Consider the following 20487-nt stretch of genomic DNA (forward strand, 5'->3'; position numbering starts at 1 on the left):
CCGACCATTGCGGTGAGTAATCAGATACCTTTCCCGCCATGGCCCGGTACGCCGACGATCTCTCCCTCGCCCATCTACTCGCCGACACCGCAGACTCGATGTCGATGGCCCGGTTCCGGGCGCTCGACCTGCGGGTCGAAGCGAAGCCGGATCTCACACCGGTCTCCGACGCGGACACCGCCGTGGAGAAGGCGCTGCGCGCCACCCTGGCCCGGACCAGACCCCGGGACGGCGTGCTGGGTGAGGAGTTCGGCGCGTCGGTCGCGGCGGCGGGGCCCGGCAACCGGCAGTGGGTGATCGACCCGATCGACGGCACCAAGAACTTCATCCGGGGCGTACCGGTCTGGGCGACGCTGATCGCCCTGATGGAGGGGGACCAGCCGGTGGTCGGCCTGGTCTCGGCACCGGCGCTGGGCCGACGCTGGTGGGCCGCGATCGGTCACGGAGCGTACGCAGGACGGCACACGGCCGCCGCGACCGCGATCCAGGTCTCCGGGGTCCGCCGCCTCGCCGACGCCAGCTTCTGCTACTCCTCGCTGACCAGTTGGGAGGAGTCCGGGCGACTACCGGCGATGTTGGACATCATGCGGTCGGTGTGGCGCAGCCGGGCCTACGGGGACTTCTACGGCTACATGCTGGTCGCCGAGGGCGCGGTGGACGCGATGGTCGAACCGGAGCTGTCACTGTGGGACCTGGCCGCGTTGATCCCCATCGTCACCGAGGCGGGTGGCACCTTCACCGACCTGACCGGCCGGGCCGGCCCGGCCGGCGGCAGCGCCGTGGCCAGCAACGGCAGGCTGCACTCCGATCTGCTGCACCGGCTCAGCTGACCGCAGCCGGTCTCAGGTGGAGCAGATCGAGCGACCGTCTATCCTCGCCGGGTGACGTCGACCGGTTGGTGTTTCCTCGCGGCGATGATTGCCACGTACGGCGTCGCACACCTCTTCCAGGCGGTGGCCGCCGCCCGCACCACGGTCCGTCGCTGCTTCGACCCCGGTCTGCTGCTGCGACTCGCCCGGCAGCCGGTGTACCTGATCGGCCTCGGCTGCCAGTGCCTCGCCTTCGTGTTGGCCTTCCTCGCCCGGCGGGACCTGCCGCTGTTCCTGGTCCAGGCGAGCGTGGCCGCCGCTCTCGGCGTGACGGCGCTGCTCGGGGTACTGACCCTGGGCTGGCGGCTGCCGACCGCCGAGGTAGTCCTGCTGGTGCTGCTGCTGGTCGGAGTAACCGCGCTGGTCGTCGCCGCCCGACCCGCGCCGGCGCACCCACTCGGCCCCCGTGCGGTGGCCGTCATCGCCCTCGCTGGCCTGCTGATCGCCGCCTGCGGTGCCGGGGCGGCCCGACTCGACGGCCCGGCCGCGGCCGTCCTGCTCGGACTGCTCGCCGGGTTCGCCTTCTCCGCCGCCGCGGTCGCCTCCCGGCCGCTCGCCGGCACCGCCAGTTACCGCGACCTGGTCACCGAGCCGCTGCTCTACCTGCTGATCGCGCACTCAGCCATCGGTCAGTGGCTGATCGGCCTGGCGATGCAGCGCGGTTCGGTCACCGCCGCCATCGCTGCGATGGACGCGGCGGGCGCGGTCCCGGCCGCCATCGTCGGCCTGCTGCTACTCAACGACAAGATCTGGCCCGGACGCGAATGGCTGGCCGCGGTCGGTTTCCTCATCACGCTGGCCGCCGTGCTCGGCCTGACCCGGTACGCGACGACTCAGCACGCACCCGAGACGGCACAGCCGGCCTGGGCCGGCGGCCCAGGCCGGGCAGGCCGGCCGGTTAGGGTCAGCGGCGGGCCAGACACCGACAGCACAGGTCAGCCGGCCCGGACCGGCGTGGCGGTCGCCTCCGCCGGCGCGGTCGCCTCCAGCGGCGCCGTGGCATCGATCGCCGCCAGATCGATCTCCACGTCGACCGGCTCGACCGAATCACCGTCGGGCAACTGCCCCGAGACGACGCCGCTCGACCCGGCCGGCACCGGGCCGCCGTGGCGCGACCCGAGCACCCGCTGGTAAAGCCGTTCGATGGCGGCAGCGGTCCGGTCCCAGCCGTACCGGCACCGGACCCGGTCGACGGCCGCGTGCCCGTACGCGAACCGCTCGGCCTCGTCGGCGAGCAGCCGCCGCAGCGCGACGCCGAGCGCCCGGACGTCGCCGGGCGGCACCAGCCGACCGGTCACCGCGTCCACCACGCAGTCGGCCACCCCGCCGTGGGCGTACCCCACCACCGGCACGCCGCACGCCATCGCCTCCAATGCCACCGTGCCGACCGGCACGTACCGACTGGTGCAGGCGACCACGTCGACCGACCGGTACAGCTGCGGCATCTCCCCGGCCGGTACCGCCCCGAGCAGTTCGATCTGGTCGGCCACCCCGTACCGGGTGGCCACATCCCGCAGCCGCCGGGCGTCCGGATGCCCAACCAGCTCGGCCCGGTCGGGCCCGCCGACGATGAGCACGTCGACGTCGCCGACCAGCCGGAGCGCGCCGATCAGCTCGTCATGCCCGGAGCCGGGGGTGAGGTCGCCGACGGCGAGCAGCCGGCGACGCCGCCGTACCGGCGGCGCGGGGTCTGGCGCGAACCGTGTGGTGTCCACTCCAGGTGGGATCATCGCGACCGATGCGCGGTCACGTCCCATCCGAGCCAGTTCGTCCACCTCTTCGGTGCACTGCGCGACGGCCGCGTCGACCACCCGGCACAGCGCCTGCTCGAGCGCGATCCGTTGCCGCGGACCCTGGTAGCCGGTACCCAGCTGCCGCTGCTGTTGACTACCGATGCTGTGGAAGGTCTGCACCAGCGGGATCCGGCTGCGGCCGACCGCGCTGGCCGCCGCGAGACCACCCGGCCAGAAGTGCCCGTGCACCACGTCCGGCGTCCACTCCCCGTCGTCCCACTGACCCGCCAGCCAGCGACTGAACTCCGGCAGGTGGGCCAGCAGGTCGGCGGTGCCCAGCCGGGTCGGCGGACCGACCGGCACCCGGATCAGCTGGTAGCCGTCCGACGACTCGCCGTCCGGCTCGCCCGGCCCGGTCCGCCGCTGGTAGACCCGGACCTCGTGACCGAGAGCAGCCAGTTCGGTGGCGAGCCGGGCGATGTGCTGCCGGGTGCCGGTGACCGGCTGCCCGGCGGTGTCGAGACGTCCGGGGTCACGCTGTGCGCGGTCACGCTGTGCGAGGTCACGGTGTACGGGGTGACCCATCGCAGCTCCGTCGTGGGCAGACACCAGACCGACGCGCATCTTCACCTCCGTTGCTCGTCACGGGTGCTAGCGGTTCTTTCTAACCCCTGCGGTACGAGGATTCCTCCGGTTCCGACGAGCACCACCCTCGGGTGAGGGCCACGGGTGAGGTGCGACGACCCACACCGGTGGTATGACACGCCCAAATCGGGGTACCCGTACGCATGGCAGCGACTGGACGCAGAGCAGCCGCTTCCGCCCAACGGGTACGTCGGGACGGCGGACGATCGGTGCTGTCGTCCGCAGCGCCGGGCTGGTGCGGGGCGCCGGGAGGAGGAACGTGCCTACCGACCTGCGATGCGCGCTGGAGTGTGACCCGACCGATCCGGTGATCCGGCTGGTCGGGGTGCTGGACCGGCACGCGGTCGCTGCTCGCCGAGGGCTGTCGCCGGTGGGAGCTGCCGCAGCTGGTCGACTCGGTGGCGCTGCGGTGGGGCTGCACCCGGCTGCGAGGCGGCAAACTCGTCTGGGCAGCCATCGATCCGGCGGACCATCCACAGGACGGAGACTGACAGTGGTACGGCGCGACAGTTCGACCGGCCCGGCCCGGCTCGCCCTGCTGCTGGCCGGGGTGGCGGTCGGCTACCTGGTCGGCAGGCGGACCAGGTCCGGTGGAACCGACGTCACGACGGGGCCGACCGTGGACCAGCCGACAGCCGGCGCCGCGGTGGACCAGCCGGCGACGCACCCGGCGGCCACCGGGCCGGTACGGGTACGGCCCGCGGTGGCGCCGGCCGGCCAACGGCCCGGGACCGACCTCGGGTACCACCCGGGGCGCCCTGCGGACGAGGAATTCGCCGCCGGCGTGGTGAGCGGATCATCGGCGACCACCGCCTCGCACCCGTACCAGGTGCCGGCCGGTCGGACCACGGCGACGCCGGCAGCGCCGGTCGGCGACCCGACCGTGCCGACCGGCGCGGACGGTGACGAAAGGCCGCCGCCGGAGCGACGCCGCCCCGACCCGCCCCAACCAGGTGTGTGACCGCCACCGACCCGGGTAATGGGACGGCATGCGTACAGACGACTTCCCCGCGCCGGTTTCCGACCCGGAGTCCGAAGGGATCCCGCAGACCGCGGACGACGACTCGACCGCGTACGACGACGTGGCCAGCGGCCGCGAGGCCGACGGCCCGGACCCGGAGAGCATCCCGGGCGACGTGCCGGTGGCGGTGGACCACTTTGGCAACACCGCCCAGGAGCAGCTCGACGGGGAGTCGTTGGACTACAAACTCGCCCGGGAGGCGCTCGGCAGGCCGGTTGACGATCCACTCAGCGGGCCGGTCGACCAGGCGCTCGGCGACGAGGCCAACAGCGAACAGGCCGCCGCCCAGGCGCAACGCGACGCCGACGTGCTTGACCCCGGCCCGTACTCAGATCCGGACTCACCGGTCTCGATCTACGACCACGGCCGGCTCGGTGGGGCGGACAACGGGACGGTGGGACGGTTGGTGGAAGCCGACGAGGGGGCGCACACCGACGAGGAACCGGACTCGGTGGCGGCCGACGCCGGGGCCGCCGGTGGTGGGGCCAGTGCCGAGGAGCTGGCGGTGCACGAGACCGAGGCCCCCGAGGACCACCCGATCGACCGTTGACAGCAGCGGCCGGCCCGGCCGGCCAGTCGGTCAGTCGTCGAGGCCCTGTTCGATCGCGTACCGGGTGAGCTCCACCCGGTTGTGCAGCTGCAGCTTGCCCAGGGTGTTCTGCACGTGGTTCTGCACCGTCCGGTGGGACAGCCCCAGCCGGCCGGCGATCTGCTTGTACGACAGCCCTTTGGCGACCAGTCGCAGCACCTCGGTCTCCCGGTCGGTGAGCCGGGGCTCGTCCCCGGCGGGTCGCGCGGTAGCGGCCAGCCGGCGGTACTCGCCGAGCACCAGTCCGGCCAGGCCCGGCGTGAAGACGGGCTCCCCGGTCGCGGTCCGGCGGACCGCGTCGAGGAACTCCTCTGGGCCGGCCGACTTGAGCAGGTAGCCGGTCGCGCCGGCCTTGATCGCGTCGAGCACGCTCTGCTGTTCTCCGCTGGCCGACAGCATCAGCACTCGTACGCAGGGCTGCTCGGCCAGCATGCCGCGGATCACCTCCACCCCGGAGATGTCGGGCAGCTGCAGGTCCAGCACCACCACCTGGGGTCGGGCCGCCGCGCAGATCCGCACGGCCTGGCGTCCCTCCCCAATGGTCGCGACCACCTCGTGGCCGGCCTCGGCCAGGTCCCGGGCCACCCCTTCCCGCCACATCGGGTGGTCGTCGACCACCATCACCCGGATCGGCTCCCCCGCGCCCGCTGCCCCACTTGCCGTCACCCGTACTCCTCCGCCGTCGTATCCGGGCTCGGCACCCGCAGCTCGATCTCGGTGCCCGCGCCGGGCTGCGAGACGACCCGTACCGTGCCGCCGATCTCGGCGACCCGCCCCTCGATCGACTGGCTCACCCCGAGCCGACCCTGCGCGGCCGCCTCCGCCAGCCGACCGGGTCGGATGCCGCACCCGTCGTCCCGGACCGACACGGTAACCGCGTCCGGCTCCTCTTCGACCAGGACCCACACCCGCGCCTGCGGACCGCCGTGGCGCACCGCGTTGTCGACCGCGGCACCGAGCGCCGCGCCGAGCTCGGCGGCGAGCCGACCGGGCAGCAGCACCGGGTCGGCCGGGGTGGCGACCGAGACCCGCGACGACGCGTACCCGTTGACCACGGACCGCAGGTCGACCGGCCCGGCGTCGAACGCCACCGTCGCGGCGGGCTTGTCCGGCGGTACGGTGACCCGGCTGGTGACCAGCGCCCGCAACGCGGCCTCCTGCTCCCCGGCGAGCCGGGCCAGCTGACCGGCCTCGCCGTCGAGGTCGGCCCCGCGCCGGGCAACCATTGCCAGCACCTGCAGCACCGAGTCATGGATGTCGCGGGCCAGCCGTTCCCGCTCCCGGGTCGCGGCGGCCAGCTCCCGGGTCGCCGCCTCCAGCTCGACCGCCCGCTGCAACCGGTCCTCGGCCGCGCCGATCAGCCGGGCCACGTGCCCGACGGCGATGCCGGCCAGCAGCATCAGCACACCGGGAGTGACCGACGACTCGGTGAGCCGGTCCCGAACCGCGAGGTCGGCGGCGGTCAGCACCAGGGCAGCGGTCACCCCGAGCCGCCGGCCGCCGGCGACCGCCCAGGCCAGCACCGGACCGGCCAGCCAGGCAACCGCGATGGTCGGCACTCCGTCGACCAACGCGGGCCGCCCGATGATCCATGGGCTGACCAGCAGCGGGACCAACGCCACGAACAGGTCGACGGCGAGCAGCGGCCAGCGGCGCAGTCGGGGCCGGGCGTACGCCCAGGTGGCGGCGACCGTCCAGGCGATCATGCCGAGCAGGACCGGGACGGCGACGAGCGGATGGGCGTAGTCGGCTACGTTGCGCACGTACAGCACCAGCACATAGCCGAGGGCGGTGAACCGGAACACCGCGAGGGCCCGCCACAACGGGACGATCAGGGTGCCCACCGGGGCGGGGCTCTGCCGCACCCGCCGACGATGGCACACAGCCGGGCGGCCGGCGAGGGCTGGGCGGCCGGACACGCCCGGACCGATGTGCATTTCCCCACAGGTCAACGTAGGGTGAGAATGCCGCGAAAGCACTGACGATCAGCAGCCGGATGGGCCATGACCGACGCAGATCCCCCGTCATCGCGTACGGTCGTGCCTATCGACCCGATGGATCTGCTCAGCGAGGCCTTCGACCGGTCGCAGGTCACTGACCTGCGACACCACGTCGCATCGTGCGCCGGCTCGGCCGGGATGAGCGGCCAGCGGCTCGACGATTTCGTGCTGGCCGTCAACGAGCTGATCACCAACGCGGTCCGGCACGGCGGCGGCCAGGGCTGGCTGCGGATGTGGCGTGACACACAGTCGATGTACTGCGAGGTCGCCGACAACGGGCAGGGCATCGGGTCCGACCGGCTGCGCAACCGGGACCGCCCAGCGCCGAACACGGCGGGCGGCTGGGGGCTGTGGCTCACCGAGCGGTTGACCGACACCATGGCGGTCGCCACCGGCACGGAGGGCACCACGGTACGGATCAGCCTCAGGTTGTCCGAGACTGCGGCGTCCGGAGCCGGGGTGTCCGAGACTGCGGCGTCCGGGGCCGGGGTGGACGATCCGGTCAGCCGAACAGGGCGCTGACCGACTCGCCGTTGTGAATCCGGCGCATCGCCTCGGCCAGTGCCGGCGCGACGGAGAGCACCTGCAGCTTCGGCACCCGTTTGGCGGCCGGAATCGGCACCGTGTTCGTGCAGACGATCTCCAGTACGCCGTCCTGGTCGCTGAGTCGGTCCAGCGCACCGCTGGAGAACAGCCCGTGGGTGCAGGCGATGCGGATCGACCGGACCTTCAGCTCCCGCAGGTGGTCGATCAGCTCGATCACCGTACTGCCTTTGGCGATCTCGTCGTCGAGGCTGAACCGCTGCTTGGCCCCGGCCGCGACCGGCAGACCGAGCATCCGGGCGAAGGCGGCGGCCTCCTTGGCGTTGCCCAGGTCGGGTGAGACGACCACGGTGTCGGTCAGATCGTGGTCGTGAAAGTGCGCAGCGAGCTCACGCAGCGCGTGCAGGTGGTCGACGGGGACGCTGAAGAAGCCGTGCACCTGCGGGGAGTGCAGCGTCATCGCGAGCACCCGGTCGGCACCGGCGGAGACCAACAGGTCGGCGACGAGTCGGGCACCGATCGAGATCCGTGGGGCGTCCTTCTTGCTTGTCCGACCGGGCGTACGCGTAGTGCGGCAGCACCACGGTGATCCGCCCGGCCGACGAGACCCTGGGCCGGGCTCAACCGAGCTGTTTGCGGACGAACTCGATCGACAACTGGTCGAAGTGCGCCCGGCCACCCTCGTGCCCGTCCCACTCGTACACCTCGATCTCCTTCGGACCGACGTACGCGTGGTAGGCGGCGAAGACCGTCGACGGCGGACAGGTCTGGTCCATCAGCGCCGCGCTGAACAGCGCCGGGGCGGTGGCCCACGGCACCAGGTGGGCGGCGTCGACGTAGTCGACGGTGGCGAACACCGCCGCAGCCCGCTCCGGCTGGATCCGGCAGAACCGGACCAGCTCGTTGTACGGGTCGGCGTCGGTGATCGTGACGGCGCGGCGGATCTGGCACAGGAACGGCACCCGGGACACCACCGCGCCGACCCGGTCGCCGGCGAGCGCGGCGGCGGCCAGCGCCAATCCGCCGCCCTGGCTGGTCCCGACCACAGCGATCCTGGACCGGTCGACACCGGGCAGCTCAGGGGCGATCTCCACCGCTCGGGCCGCGTCGGTGATCAGCCGGCGGTAGTAGTAGCCGGCCGGGTCCAGCACGCCCCGGGTCAGGTAGCCCGCAGTGGTCGGCCCGGACCCGTCCGGCCCGGCGTCCGGGGTGTCCCCGCCGCGCCACGACCCGCCCTGGCCCCGGGTGTCCATGATCAGGTGGGCGAAGCCGGCCGAGGCCCACAGCAGCCACTCGTGTGGGCGGCCGCGGCCGCCGCCGTACCCGATGAACTCGACGACGACCGGCAGCGGCCCGGCGGCGCCCGACGGCACGTTGAGCCAGCCCTTGATCTCCTGGCCGGCGAAGCCGGTGAAGCTGACGTCGTACGTGTCGATCATGCGCAGCGCGGTTTCCACCGGGGTCGCCACCGGCGGCACCGCCATCGACCGGGCGTCGGACAGCGTCTCGTCCCAGAACTCGCGCAGATCCGCCGGGGGTGACAGCTCAGGCTGGTAGCGCCGCAGCTGATCGAGGGGAAGATCGAACCAGGCCATGGCGGCACGCTACCAGCGCCGGCCGATCCGACGGGGGCCGATGTCTGCGGCCATGCCGGCCCTGACTACGGCCATACTGGCCCGATGACGGAGCAGACCAGCGTAGCCGCCGCCGGACGGTACGTCGCCGCCATCGACCAGGGCACCACCTCGTCTCGGTGCATCGTCTTCGATGCCGCCGGCGCGATCGTCGCCATGGCCCAACGGGAGCACCGGCAGATCTTCCCGTGCCCCGGCTGGGTGGAGCACGACGCCGAGGAAATCTGGGCCAACGTCGAGCAGATGGTCCGGCAGGCGCTGGCCGATGCCGACCTCCCACCGGGTGGGCTGGCCGCGATCGGCATCACCAACCAGCGGGAGACCACCGTGGTATGGGACCGGGCCACCGGTCGGCCGGTGCACCACGCGATCGTCTGGCAGGACACCCGCACCGGGCCGCAGCTGCAGCGGCTCGGCGCGGCCGTCGGCGAGCAGCGGCTGCGGGAACGCACCGGGCTGCCACTGGCCACGTATTTCGCCGGACCGAAGGCGATGTGGCTGCTGGAACACGTCGACGGGCTGCGCGAGCGGGCCGAACACGGCGAGGTGCTGTTCGGCACGATGGAGTCCTGGCTGATCTGGAAGCTCACCGGCCGGCACGTAACCGACGTCACCAACGCCAGCCGTACCCTGCTGATGGACGTGCGCACGCTGCGCTGGGACGACGAGATCCGGTCCGCAGCGGGCATTCCGGCCGCGATGCTGCCGGAGATCGCCCCGTCAGCCACGATCTACGGTACGGCGGACGCCGACGTCGCCGGCGGGGCGCTGGCCGGCGTACCGGTGGCCAGCGCGCTCGGCGACCAGCAGGCGGCGCTGTTCGGGCAAACCTGCTTCCAGCCCGGCGAGGCAAAATGCACCTACGGCACCGGCAGTTTCCTGCTGCTCAACACCGGTACGAGCGCGGTCACCTCGCAGCACGGACTGTTGACCACGGTGGCGTACCAGATCGGTGACGCCCCGGCGCACTACGCGCTAGAAGGCGCGATCGCGGTGACCGGCTCGCTGGTGCAGTGGCTGCGCGACAACCTGGGCCTGATCTCCAGCGCGGCGCAGATCGAGCAGCTGGCCAGCAGCGTCGACGACAACGGCGGCTGCTACATCGTGCCGGCGTTCTCCGGACTCTTCGCCCCGCACTGGCGGGCCGACGCCCGGGGCGTGGTCGCCGGGTTGACCGGCTACATCACCAAGGGGCACCTGGCCAGGGCCGTGCTGGAAGCGTCCGCGTGGCAGACCCGGGAGGTGGTCGACGCGATGAACGCCGACTCCGACGTGGCGCTGCGCCGGCTACGGGTCGACGGCGGGATGACCGCCAACGAGCTGCTGATGCAGTTCCTCGCCGACGTGCTCGACGTACCGGTGGTGCGCCCGGCGGTGAGCGAGACCACCTGCCTGGGCGCGGCGTACGCGGCCGGGTTGGCGGTCGGCTTCTGGCCCGACCTGGACACCTTGCGCGCCCAGTGGCGGGCCGACGCGCAGTGGCGACCGGCGATGGAGCCGGCGCACCGTGACCGCGAGTACGCCCAGTGGCGCAAGGCCGTCAGCCGCACCCTCGACTGGGTCGACGACTGACGACCAGCCGAAACGCCGTTCAGCTTCCAGAGATCTACGCAGCGTCACCTCTTCGGGTCGGTCTACTCGTCGGGCGTGCTGCCACAGGTGCATCTTGATGAAACCTGTGGCAGCACGCCCGCGAAGGCACCTGGGGTTCCCGGAGCCAGCAACCCGGCGCGGCTAAACAGTTCGCAATGGACGGCGCACGGCGGGATGCTGTCCTGATGCCCGCCCGCACCGCCTACCACGACGAGCTCGGCGACCACTTCGCCCGACACGCAGACACCAGTCCGTACAACGCCTACGTCGACCGGCCGGCAATGCTTGCCCTCGCCGGCGACGTCGGCGGACAGCGGATTCTGGATGTCGGCTGCGGGGCCGGGCACTACGCGGCGGAGCTGCTGTCGCGTGGTGCCGAGGTCGTCGGAATCGACGGCAGCGCGACGTTGCTGGCGCACGCCCAGCGCAGGCTGGGCGACCGGGCCGACCTACACCGGCACGACGCCGAGGATCCGCTCGACTTCCTCGACGACGCGTCGTTCGACGGGGTGGTGTGCGCGTTGATGCTGCACCACGTCGCCAACCGACGACAGTTGCTCGGTGAGCTACGACGGGTGCTGCGGCCGGGCGGGTGGCTGCTGATCTCCACGACCCATCCGACCGCAGACTGGCGGCACTTCGGCGGCTCGTACTTCGCCGTCGACTGGGTGGACCTCCCGCTGTCCGGCGGCCCGCTGTCGATCCGCTACCAACGCATGACGCTGGAAACGTTCCTGGGCGAGCTGCTGGACGCCGGGTTGCGCCTGGAGCGGTTCGTCGAACCACGCCCGGTACCCAGCCTGTGTGACGTCGACGAGGCGGCCTACCGCAAGCTGCACCGGTCGCCGTCCTTCGTCGCTGTCCGGCTCCGGCGACCCTGACCGGCCTGATGTCGTCCGGTGCCCCGCTGGTCACGGGACACCGGACGACACCGTCGAGGGTCAGGGGGTGAGGCGGTGCAGGTCGCGCGGGAAGAGGGTGACCTGCCGGATGTTCGGTACGCCGAGCAGCCGGGCCACGAACCGCTCCAACCCGAACGCGAAGCCGCCGTGCGGCGGCATGCCGTACCGCATCGCGTCCAGGTAACCGGCGTACGGGGTGAGGTCGGTCTCGCCCCGCTCGGCGAGCGCGTCGACGTAGTCGCCGTACCGGTGCAGCCGCTGCCCGCCGCTGACCAGCTCCACGCCCCGGAAGATCAGGTCGATGGCCCGGGAGTGGCCGGGCCGGGCCGGGTCCGGGTGGGTGTAGAAAGCCCGGTGCCGGGTCGGATAGCCCTCGACGAAGACGAAGTCGCTGCCGTGCTCGCGCAGCGCCCACTCCCCCAGCCAGCGTTCGTGCTCCGGGGCCAGGTCCGGCTCGCCGGTGACGTCCCGGCCGGTCGCCGCGCTGATCATGTTGAGAGCGTCGACGAAGTGCACGATCACCGGGTCGGCCGGCAGCGCCGGCAGCCGTACGTCGAGCAGTTCCAGCGCCGGCCCGGCGTGTTCGGCGACCGCCGTCAGCATCCCGGCGACGGTGGCGTGGCAGGCGGCGATCACGTCCCGGTGGTCGTCGACGAAGCCGAGTTCGGCGTCGAGCGACGTGTACGCCGCCAGGTGCCGGGCGGTGTCGCTCGGCTCGGCCCGGAACACCGGACCGACCTCGAAGACCCGTTCGAAGACACCGACCATGATCTGCTTGTAGAGCTGCGGTGACTGGGCCAGATAGGCCCGCCGACCGAAGTAGTCGAGGGCGAAGACGTTCGCGCCGCTCTCGGTCGCCGTACCGACGATCTTCGGGGTGTGGATCTCGACAAAACCCATCGTCGTGAGTGTTTTTCGGAAGCCGGCGACGGCGGCGGCCGCGATCCGGTGCGTGGCGGCCAGCTTCGGGTGCCGCAGCGCGACCGGCGCGTGGTCCAGGATCGTCGGCAGGGTGGCCCGCAGGTCCGGCCGATACAGATCGAACGGTACGGGTGCCGCCGGGTCGGTCAGCGGCGTGATCGTCGGGCCGGTGACCTCGACGCCGCCGGGGGCGGCCGGCTGGGCGGTCGCGGTGCCGGTGACGGCGACCGTGGTCTCCTCCGGCAGTCGTTCGAGCTGCGCCCGTACCGCCGGGTCGGTGACGACGACCTGGGCGAGCCCGGCGGCGTCGCGCAGGATCAGGAACGCGACGGATTTCAGCATTCGCCGCCGGTGAATCCAGCCAGCCAGCCGTACGGGCTTTTCGACGAAGTCGGGAAGAGCAGCGGAAAGGATGCGTTGCATGGTGATGACCTCCTCCGGTGTGCGCAACGCGTCCCCAGAGAGGTGTGGGCGAGCGGGATCCTCGCGGTGCCACCACACCTTCACCGCGCCACCGCGTGGTATACGCGTGGCGCGGCCTTCGCTTACCCGTGACGTGGGCGAGTCGGCGGGAGTCTACTGAGCCCGGACGGGCCGTTCTTTCCCGCAGCTCAGGAGGGTCTTCACGGCTGGGCCGGAGTCCGCCCTCTCAGCTGTGGGCGGCTCTCTGTCACTCCGGTGGCGCAACCGCTACTCGGCTCCGTCATCGCTGTTGCCTGTCGACGTTAGCGGTAGGGCGTCGCCGTCCGCATCCAGATTCCGACCGCCATCGGCGAGAGTCTGGTGGTCGTCGGCTTCGTCCTGCTCGATGAGGTCGACGTCGAGCCGGTCGAGTAGATCACGAAGGGATTCCAGCAGCTTGGCACGCCGATCGGAATCGGCGTCAGCGGCCACCTCACCGACGATGTTCCCGCTATCTTTCATCGGTCTCGCTCCCCGGGCCAGTCGATGGCATGCGCCAGACGGAGACGTGTTTCTCGCTGTCGGAGGTGAACGGCGAGCCGTCCCAGTCCGCTACCCGCCGCTCCAGCTCCAGGCCGGCGAGCCGGGCCATCAGGTCGCACTCGGCCGGCCAGATGTAGCGGAAGTTGCTGGCACCGTACCTGGCGCTGCCGTCGTCGCGCCGGCGGTAGTGGTGCGAGGTGCCCTGCTGAGTGACCATGTCGTAGGTGTCGAAGCCGACATGCCGATCCGTCACCTCGAACGGCACCGCCGACTGCCCCGGTGGGAACCGCCGGATACCCGGCACCCACAGCTCGACGACGAACCGCCCACCCGGCGAGAGGTGCCGGGCGGCGTTGCGGAAGCACTCCACCTGCTCGTCCTGCGTACGCAGGTTGCCGATGCTGTTGTACACGACGTACACCAGGGAAAACCACCCCGGAACCGTCGCCGTCGCCATGTCGCCGACGACGACCGGCAGGTCGTCTGCCAGCGGGACCTTGCGGCGCAGCTGGTTCACCATGTGCTGCGACAACTCGATCCCGCTCACCGCAATGCCCCTCGCGGACAGCGGGATCGCTACCCGGCCGGTGCCGATCGCGAACTCCAGCGCGGGGCCGGTGCCGGCCAGCTGCGCCAGAAACTCCACTGTCGGCGTAAGCACATGTGGGGCGAACATCTCTGCCGAGGTGCGGTCGTACCCCTGTGCTGCCTGCTCACCCCACAGGTCACTGCTCGTCATGGGCACGATACTCAAAGCGTTTCCGTACGCACGCAAGTCATTAAGTGCGGAGTGGTCACACCGTCGAGGTGAGGCTGACGCACGTCATTTCGCGATTTGAGGTGTGTCAGCCTCACCTCGATGCGGCGGACGACAGCGGTGCGGCGCGCCCCAGGTGCCGGCGAAGGTCTGGGTAGGGTCAGCGCCGTGACCGTCGCGCGATCCCTCGTCCTGTTCGTCCTCGCCGCGCTGGCCGAGATCGGTGGGGCGTGGCTGATCTGGCAGGGCTGGCGGGAGCACCGCGGCCTGCTGTGGATCGCCGCCGGGGTGATGGCGCTCGGGCTGTACGGGTTCGCGGCGTCGCTGCAGCCGGACCCGCACTTCGGCCGGATCCTCGCCGCCTACGGTGGGGTCTTCGTCGCCGGTTCACTCGCCTGGGGCGTCGTCGTGGACAAGTTCCGCCCGGACCGCTGGGACATCACCGGCGCGGCGATCTGCCTGATCGGCGTCGCCGTCATCATGTACGCCCCACGCGGCTGAACTACGAAGGCCACGCTGCCGGCAGTGCTCCTGTACCCGGCGGGTGCGTCTGGAGCCGGCGATGGTTTCTCTTGCGGTGGTTGTCTTGCGTCGGATGCGCGACTGGACCGGCGTACCGGGCAGAAACGACGGCGACGACCCGGCAAGCTCGTCCGATGTCCCGCCCCGCCACGGTGCCCCGCGAGTTGAGCTTCGAGCCGTTCTCCGGCAGCCGCGCCATCGCCGCCGGCCTGATCACCCGACGGATGCTCAACGGCCCGCACTGGCGCCGCATCCTGCCCGACGTCTACGTGCACGAAGGTTCGTACCGACCCGAGGACCACCGGATGTGGTGTGTAGCCGCCGCCGCACGACTGCCGCCCGGCGCGGCGATCCACGAGCTCAGCGCGGCCTTTCTCTGGGGGATTGATCTTCTGCCGCTACGCGGCCCGAGACAGACGGTGGTGCCGGTGCACGTCGCGCTGCCGAAGACCGCCCGACCTGATCCGCACCCCAGGATCAGGTACGCATCCCGGACGCTCACCCCGGACGACATCACCTCCTTGAGTGGGCTCCCCTTGACCACTGAAGTCCGTACCGCGTTCGATCTGGGCCGATCATTGCCGCGTGCCGCTGCGCTCGGCGCCCTCGACGCGTTCCTCCACCGCCGCCTTGTCACACGCAACAGCCTTGCCGCATACATCGACACCCGCTCCGGGCTGCGCGGCCTGCTACAGGTCAGGGATCTTCTTGCTCTCGCGGAACCGTTGAGCGAATCACCGATGGAGAGCCGGCTCCGTTTGCTGCTGCACGACGCCGGCCTGCCGGAACCCACTCCGCAGTACAGGGTAAAGGCTCTTTCTGCGGGCAAGGGGCGGTTCGTCGCCCGGGTCGACCTGGCGTACCCGCAGTGGCGGATCGCCATCGAGTACGAAGGCGACCATCACCGGGAGCGGGCCGCGTTCCGCAAGGACGTGTACCGCTTCAACGCGCTGCGGGAAGCTGGCTGGATCGCGCTCCGCTTCACGGCCGACGACGTACTCCGACGAAAAGAACAACTCGCCCAAAAGGTACGGCGCGCGATCGCCGAACGCGCCACCTGACCACATCGCGCCCGTCGAGGTGAGGCTGGCGCACCTCATTTCGCGATTTGACGTGCGTCAGCCTCACCTCGGCACGGAGCACGTCAGGCCGAGGCGGGGCCGCCGCGCCGGAGGGCGGTCACGAAGTCGGTCCAGGAGTCGCCGGAGAAGGACAACACCGGGCCGTACGGATCCTTCGAGTCCCGCACCGCGACGCCAAGCGCACCAGAGACACCCTGGTCAGTGAACCCAGCCACCCCGGGAAGCCCAGCCACCTCGACGCAGTTGGAGTTTGAACCGCTCCGGCTCGACTTGCGCCACGTCCCGTCAGGCAGTTCGGCTGCGTCCATCCTCGCCTCGCTCACGCTCGTGTTCTCCCGCGAGCCGGGCCACCAGGTCGATCGACTCGGCAGGGCTCAGCGCCACCGTGAGCAGCCTATCCAGTTCCTCGCGAAAGAAGCTCACCTGCTCGGGCTCCTCCAGGAACAATCCGGAGATCTTGTGCTCAAGGTGCACAACCGTCCGGTTACGGGGGAAGTCCAAGATGGCGAATGCTCCGTCCAGACCCGTGTAGCCACCAACCGACCACGGCACGACCTGCAGGGTGACGTTCGGGCGGTCGGCGGCGTCGACAAGGTGCCGTAGTTGCCGGCCCATCACCCATGGACCGCCGAGCGGCCGACGCAGCGCCGACTCGTCCAGGATGGCATGCAGCGCCGGGGGTTCGGACCTCGCCAGAATGGCTTGGCGCCCAAGCCGAGCGGTAACTCTGGTCTGCGCGTCGGCCTCCGGAACGCCGCAGCCTTGCAAGACTGCCCTGGTGTAGTCCGGGGTCTGGAGCAGCCCCGGCACAAGCAGTGGCTCGAAGTCGACGATCGCCGACGCCTCGGCCTCCAACTGGATCAACGTCCGGGACTCGACCGGGAGACCACCCAGCACCTCCCACCAGCCGGGCTCGGAACGCTCCGACATGGCGAGCAGCCGCTGCCGTTCCTCACCGGTGACACCGTAGATGACCAGTAGGGACGCGACGTCCTCCAGCTTGCTGCCCTGCCGGCCGGTCTCCATCCTGGACAACTTCGACGCCGGCCAGCCAAGTCTCGCCGCCACCCCACGGACACTCAGCTTCCTACCTTGCCGCAGCGCGCGTAGTTCGCCAGCGAGGCCGCGGATGGCAATTGTGGGCGGCGTCGGCTTGGTCATCGAAATCCTCCTGTCCCAACCTCTTGACACGAGCCTAACCCTGTAGCCATGTTGTACGCAACGTTGCTCCTCAGCAAGCCACAGCATGAATGAGGTGAGCCAGTGATGTTGGTGAAGGTGCGGGCGTACGACCCGGCGGACAGCCCGGGACCGATCCCGTCGGTGATCGACCGCTTCCGGCCCGGCCCGGAGCTGCCCGAACAGCTCAGCGAGGCGGAGCACACGGCAGCCCGCTACACGGTGATCCTGGTGCCGCCGGAGGAAGCGGAGGTCCTCGACCTCGGCCGGGAGAACCCAGGGCTCAAGCTCTACCTGGACCACCACTGGGAGGCGGACGTGTCCGACCTCGACGAGGCGGCGACGCTGATCTCCGAGCACTGCGGCAAGCCGGTCACGCTGGTCGAGCACCGGGCCGACCTCTGCTACTGGACGGCGTACGTGGAGCTGCCCTACGCCGACGGCGGGAGCTGACGCGCCGCCAGGAAGGCGAGATGCGTACCGACGAACGACTGCCGGGCTGGCCGTGATCGGCCAGCCCGGCAACGTACAGCCTGGCTATTTCAGGGTGACGACGTGCGGTGGGCGCGGACGACGAGGTCGTGGATTGTCAGCTGCTTCGACTCGTGGTGCACCTCGCGGCTCCGGGACTCCGCGACCACCACCTCCCACTGTGCATCGGGCAGCGAGCCGACGACGGCGTCGAGGCCGATCGACGCGGCCTGCGGGGCGTGCGCCGCCGAGTGGGTGTCGGCGTGGTCGTGGCCGACGATCAGCAGTGTGCCGGCGGGGGCGACGGCTGCGGCCAGCCGTGCCACGAACTGGCCGAACGGCAGGTCGGGGTGCACGTACTGACTGGTCACCAGGTCGTAGCGCTGCGACGGCTCCCACCTGGTCAGGTCGGCGGTGAGCCAGGTGATGCGCTGCGCGACGCCTAGATCCTGCTGCGCGACGAGTTCCTTGGCGCGGGCGACCGCGGTCGACGAGGCGTCGACGGCGGTCACCTGCCAGCCCCGGCTGGCGAGCCAGATCGCGTCGGCGCCGGTGCCGCAGCCCGCGTCGAGCGCCGTACCCGGGGGCAGGTCCGCGACCTCGGCGACCAACTGCGGTCCTGGCGAGACGTGTCCCGCCGGGTGTGCCTGATAGTGCTGCTCCCACCAGTCGGCACTGAACGCGGGATGATCGGCGTGGGTGTCGTTGCTCATGCTTCGACGGTAGTGAGCCGCCCGAAAACGGGAAGAGTTCATGCGGTTTCCGCAAGAAGGTGCCGTATATCAGCGGGGCCGGACGCCGGACGGACCTAGCATGGTCGGCGTGTCAGAGGTCGAGCTTTCCGACGTGGTCCGGCAGCGCATCCGTGGTCTGCGGCAGGCGCGCGGCTGGAGTCTCGACTCGCTCGCCGCCCGGTGCCACCTCAGCCCGTCCACGCTGAGCCGCATCGAGACCGGCCACCGGCGGATCGACCTCGACCAGCTCGTCGCCCTGGCCAGGGCGCTGGACACCACGATCGACCAGCTGGTCGAGCCGGTCGACGACGCCGATGTGATCATCCGGCCGATGCAGCATCAGGAGCCGGGTCTGGCCACCTGGGTGCTGTCGCGCAGCTCAGGGCAGCCTGGCGGCAGCATGGTGGCGAAGATGCGGATCACCCCGGAGCGGCGGACCGGCCCGGGGCATCTGAGCGTGCACCCGGGGCGGGAGTGGTTCTTCGTGCTCAGCGGCACCGCGCTGCTGCATCTGGGTGAGCGGCAGATCCCGGTCGGGCCGGGGAACGCGGCGGAGTTCTCCACGATGATCCCGCACTCCATCGGTGCGGTGAACGGTCCGGTGGAGATCCTCACCATCTTCGACCAGGACGGCGAACGGGCACACGCGCAGTCGTCGAACGACGCCCCCACCAGTTAGTCTTGCTATTACTGCAAGGCTTGGTGCCGATAGCGCAAGGCGGCGCTAGCTTTCCCGCATGACCTCTCCAAGCCTGTCTCCGCAGGTGTCAGCCGTGGCGGACGCCACTGCGGCGGATTCCGACCCGACGATCCACGATCCGCGCCGACGCCGCGCCGTCCTCGTCGCGGTGTGCATCGCGCTGATGGCGGTGATCGCCTCCGTCTCCGGGCTGAACGTCGCCCAGCAGGAGTTCGCCGTCGCGTTCGGCGCCTCGCAGAGCACCGTCCTGTGGATCATCAACATCTACACGATCACCCTGGCCGCGCTGCTGCTGCCGCTCGGCGCGGTCGGCGACCGGTGGGGCCGCAAACCCGTACTGCTTGCCGGCCTGGTCATCTTCGGCGCGGCGAGCGCCGCCGCCGGCCTCGCCACCTCGACCGAAATCATGATCACCGCGCGGCTGCTCAGCGGCGTCGGCGCGGCGATGATCATGCCGATCACGCTGGCCGTGATCACCTCGACCTTCCCGGCTCAGGAACGGTCCCGGGCGATCGGCGCCTGGACCGCCGTCGCCGGCGGCGGCGGTCTGCTCGGCATGTACCTGTCGGCCTTCCTGGTCGACGTGGCGGACTGGCGCTGGCTGTTCGCCCTCCCGGTCGCGCTGGTCGTCGTGGCCGCCGGCCTGACGATCCGGTACGTCCCGAACTCCCGCGAGGAGTCGGACCACCCGTTCGACACCGTCGGTTCGCTGTCGTCGGTGCTGGCCGCCGTCGGGCTGATCTTCGTCCTGCATGAGGGGCCGGAACGCGGCTGGACCGCGCCCGCCACCCTGGTGGGTCTGCTCGTCGGTGTCGTCGGAGCCATCGTCTTCGTCGGCTGGGAACTGCGCCGACGTACGCCACTGCTCGATGTCCGGTTGTTCCGCGACCGGGGCCTGTCCAGCGGTTCGGTGGCGCTGCTCGCGGTGTTCGGCGTGCAGGCTGGCATCTTCGTCGTGCTCTTCCCGTACTTCCAGGCGGTGCTCGGCTGGTCCGGGCTGCGTTCCACGCTGGCGATGATGCCGATGGCCCTGCTGATGATGATCGCCTCGGGCCTCGCCCCACGAGTGGCCGCGCTGGTCGGTGCCCGCGCGACCATGGCGGCCGGGATCTTCCTCGGCGGCGCGGGCCTGGCCCTGATGGCCAGCTTCGTCTCCGTCGACGGCGGCTACCTGTCGGTGCTGCCCGGCATGCTCGCCATGGGGCTCGGCATGGGCCTGTCGATGACCCCCTCCACCGAGGCGATCACCAGCGCCCTGCCCCGCGCCCGCCAGGGCACCGCGTCCGCGCTCAACGACGTCACGCGAGAGTTCGGTGCCGCGCTCGGCGTCGCGCTGCTCGGGGCGATCGTGTCCGCCGGCTACCGCACCGCCGTCGACACCCGGCTCGACGAGCTGGCCGTCGATGCGCCGGACGCGGCCCGGGAGGGCATCGCCACTGCCCTGGCCGCCGCCGACGCCGCCGGCCCGTACGCCGACGAGCTGGTCAGAGCCGCTCAGCAGTCGTTCGTCGACGGCTGGCAGCAGGCGATGTGGGTGGGCGTCGCGGTGCTGGCGCTCCTGTTCGGCTACGTGCTCGCCCGGGGTCCGCAGCGTCGGCCGCAAGCCGATCAGCCACCCCGGTCGCCGGAGCAGGGCAGGTAGTCGAG

The 20487-nt window shown here is 71.1% G+C and carries 21 protein-coding genes and 2 pseudogenes; 12 read left to right on the forward strand and 11 right to left on the reverse strand.

From position 1 onward, the window contains the following. Positions 1–38: 38 nt before the first annotated feature. Both hisN and ACFHWS_RS03350 read left to right on the forward strand, forming a co-directional pair. The gene (gene hisN, locus ACFHWS_RS03345) at positions 39–830 is read left to right on the forward strand and encodes a histidinol-phosphatase (protein ID WP_123605243.1); all 792 of its coding nucleotides are present in this window, start codon (positions 39–41) and stop codon (positions 828–830) included. 84 nt (positions 831–914) lie between these two features. Continuing rightward, positions 915–2003: a hypothetical protein gene (locus ACFHWS_RS03350; protein WP_416552373.1), complete on the forward strand. Its 1089-nt coding sequence runs from the start codon at positions 915–917 to the stop codon at positions 2001–2003. Here ACFHWS_RS03350 and ACFHWS_RS03355 read toward each other — a convergent pair. Continuing rightward, positions 1979–3226: pseudogene (locus ACFHWS_RS03355) on the reverse strand (glycosyltransferase); the annotation flags it as partial. The gene ACFHWS_RS03350 and the pseudogene ACFHWS_RS03355 sit on opposite strands and share 25 nt — an antisense overlap. Positions 3227–3740: 514 nt before the next feature. Between ACFHWS_RS03355 and ACFHWS_RS03360 the strand changes: the two are divergent. Then, positions 3741–4208: a hypothetical protein gene (locus ACFHWS_RS03360; RefSeq protein ID WP_416567592.1), complete on the forward strand. Its 468-nt coding sequence runs from the start codon at positions 3741–3743 to the stop codon at positions 4206–4208. Between the two features lie 28 nt (positions 4209–4236). Further along, positions 4237–4818 carry a DUF5709 domain-containing protein gene (locus ACFHWS_RS03365; protein WP_416567593.1) on the forward strand — a complete coding sequence of 194 codons (582 nt, stop codon included), beginning with the start codon at positions 4237–4239 and terminating at the stop codon, positions 4816–4818. 30 nt (positions 4819–4848) lie between these two features. On the opposite strand, the gene ACFHWS_RS03370 is transcribed toward ACFHWS_RS03365, so the two are convergent. Next, complete coding sequence (locus ACFHWS_RS03370; protein ID WP_416552372.1) at positions 4849–5478, reverse strand: response regulator; 630 nt, start codon at positions 5476–5478, stop codon at positions 4849–4851. Between the two features lie 41 nt (positions 5479–5519). Beyond that, positions 5520–6722 carry a MacS family sensor histidine kinase gene (gene macS, locus ACFHWS_RS03375; RefSeq protein WP_416552303.1) on the reverse strand — a complete coding sequence of 401 codons (1203 nt, stop codon included), beginning with the start codon at positions 6720–6722 and terminating at the stop codon, positions 5520–5522. A 138-nt stretch (positions 6723–6860) separates the two neighbouring features. Between macS and ACFHWS_RS03380 the strand changes: the two genes are divergently transcribed. Continuing rightward, positions 6861–7379 (forward strand): ATP-binding protein, encoded by a 519-nt coding sequence (locus ACFHWS_RS03380; RefSeq protein WP_416552302.1) that lies wholly within the window; start codon positions 6861–6863, stop codon positions 7377–7379. Here the strand turns inward: ACFHWS_RS03380 and ACFHWS_RS03385 are convergent. Both ACFHWS_RS03385 and ACFHWS_RS03390 read right to left on the reverse strand, forming a co-directional pair. Beyond that, a pseudogene (locus ACFHWS_RS03385) lies at positions 7360–8011 on the reverse strand (ribose-phosphate diphosphokinase); the annotation flags it as partial. The gene ACFHWS_RS03380 and the pseudogene ACFHWS_RS03385 sit on opposite strands and share 20 nt — an antisense overlap. Before the next feature lie 9 nt (positions 8012–8020). Then, positions 8021–8995, reverse strand: coding sequence for an acetylxylan esterase (locus ACFHWS_RS03390; protein WP_416567594.1), 975 nt, complete (start codon positions 8993–8995; stop codon positions 8021–8023). Positions 8996–9079: 84 nt separating this feature from the next. Here ACFHWS_RS03390 and glpK point away from each other — a divergent pair, with 84 nt between their 5' ends. Further along, positions 9080–10606 carry a glycerol kinase GlpK gene (gene glpK, locus ACFHWS_RS03395; RefSeq protein ID WP_416567595.1) on the forward strand — a complete coding sequence of 509 codons (1527 nt, stop codon included), beginning with the start codon at positions 9080–9082 and terminating at the stop codon, positions 10604–10606. 206 nt (positions 10607–10812) lie between these two features. Continuing rightward, positions 10813–11508, forward strand: coding sequence for a methyltransferase domain-containing protein (locus ACFHWS_RS03400; protein WP_416567596.1), 696 nt, complete (start codon positions 10813–10815; stop codon positions 11506–11508). A gap of 60 nt (positions 11509–11568) precedes the next feature. On the opposite strand, the gene aspS is transcribed toward ACFHWS_RS03400, so the two are convergent. From aspS to ACFHWS_RS03415, 3 genes are all read right to left on the reverse strand, one after another. Continuing rightward, a complete protein-coding gene (aspS, locus tag ACFHWS_RS03405; RefSeq protein WP_282234087.1) occupies positions 11569–12873 on the reverse strand; it encodes an aspartate--tRNA(Asn) ligase in 1305 nt (434 codons plus the stop codon). Between the two features lie 267 nt (positions 12874–13140). Continuing rightward, positions 13141–13344, reverse strand: a complete 204-nt coding sequence (locus tag ACFHWS_RS03410) for a hypothetical protein (protein WP_416567597.1) — start codon at positions 13342–13344, stop codon at positions 13141–13143. 19 nt (positions 13345–13363) lie between these two features. After that, entirely contained in the window at positions 13364–14134 is a 771-nt protein-coding gene (locus tag ACFHWS_RS03415) for a class I SAM-dependent DNA methyltransferase (protein WP_416567598.1), read from the reverse strand. Positions 14135–14320: 186 nt separating this feature from the next. On the opposite strand from ACFHWS_RS03415, the gene ACFHWS_RS03420 reads away from it, so the two are divergent. Both ACFHWS_RS03420 and ACFHWS_RS03425 read left to right on the forward strand, forming a co-directional pair. Continuing rightward, positions 14321–14653, forward strand: a complete 333-nt coding sequence (locus ACFHWS_RS03420) for a YnfA family protein (RefSeq protein WP_282234084.1) — start codon at positions 14321–14323, stop codon at positions 14651–14653. Between the two features lie 155 nt (positions 14654–14808). Beyond that, positions 14809–15735, forward strand: a complete 927-nt coding sequence (locus ACFHWS_RS03425; protein ID WP_416567599.1) for an endonuclease domain-containing protein — start codon at positions 14809–14811, stop codon at positions 15733–15735. 83 nt (positions 15736–15818) lie between these two features. On the opposite strand, the gene ACFHWS_RS03430 is transcribed toward ACFHWS_RS03425, so the two are convergent. Beyond that, positions 15819–16064 carry a DUF397 domain-containing protein gene (locus tag ACFHWS_RS03430; protein WP_416567600.1) on the reverse strand — a complete coding sequence of 82 codons (246 nt, stop codon included), beginning with the start codon at positions 16062–16064 and terminating at the stop codon, positions 15819–15821. Continuing rightward, entirely contained in the window at positions 16042–16917 is an 876-nt protein-coding gene (locus ACFHWS_RS03435) for a helix-turn-helix domain-containing protein (protein ID WP_416567601.1), read from the reverse strand. Before ACFHWS_RS03435 ends, ACFHWS_RS03430 begins: the two co-directional genes overlap by 23 nt. A gap of 105 nt (positions 16918–17022) precedes the next feature. Between ACFHWS_RS03435 and ACFHWS_RS03440 the strand changes: the two genes are divergently transcribed. Further along, complete coding sequence (locus ACFHWS_RS03440) at positions 17023–17388, forward strand: hypothetical protein (RefSeq protein WP_416567602.1); 366 nt, start codon at positions 17023–17025, stop codon at positions 17386–17388. 89 nt (positions 17389–17477) lie between these two features. Here ACFHWS_RS03440 and ACFHWS_RS03445 read toward each other — a convergent pair whose 3' ends face one another. Further along, entirely contained in the window at positions 17478–18119 is a 642-nt protein-coding gene (locus ACFHWS_RS03445) for a class I SAM-dependent methyltransferase (protein WP_416567603.1), read from the reverse strand. 109 nt (positions 18120–18228) lie between these two features. Between ACFHWS_RS03445 and ACFHWS_RS03450 the strand changes: the two genes are divergently transcribed. After that, positions 18229–18819, forward strand: a complete 591-nt coding sequence (locus ACFHWS_RS03450) for a helix-turn-helix domain-containing protein (protein ID WP_416552292.1) — start codon at positions 18229–18231, stop codon at positions 18817–18819. Between the two features lie 94 nt (positions 18820–18913). After that, positions 18914–20482, forward strand: coding sequence for an MFS transporter (locus ACFHWS_RS03455; protein ID WP_416567604.1), 1569 nt, complete (start codon positions 18914–18916; stop codon positions 20480–20482). The last annotated feature ends 5 nt before the right edge of the window (positions 20483–20487 follow it).

The sequence above is a fragment of the Micromonospora sp. LOL_013 genome (genome assembly GCF_048060315.1).
In the GTDB taxonomy this organism is placed as follows: domain Bacteria; phylum Actinomycetota; class Actinomycetes; order Mycobacteriales; family Micromonosporaceae; genus Micromonospora_E.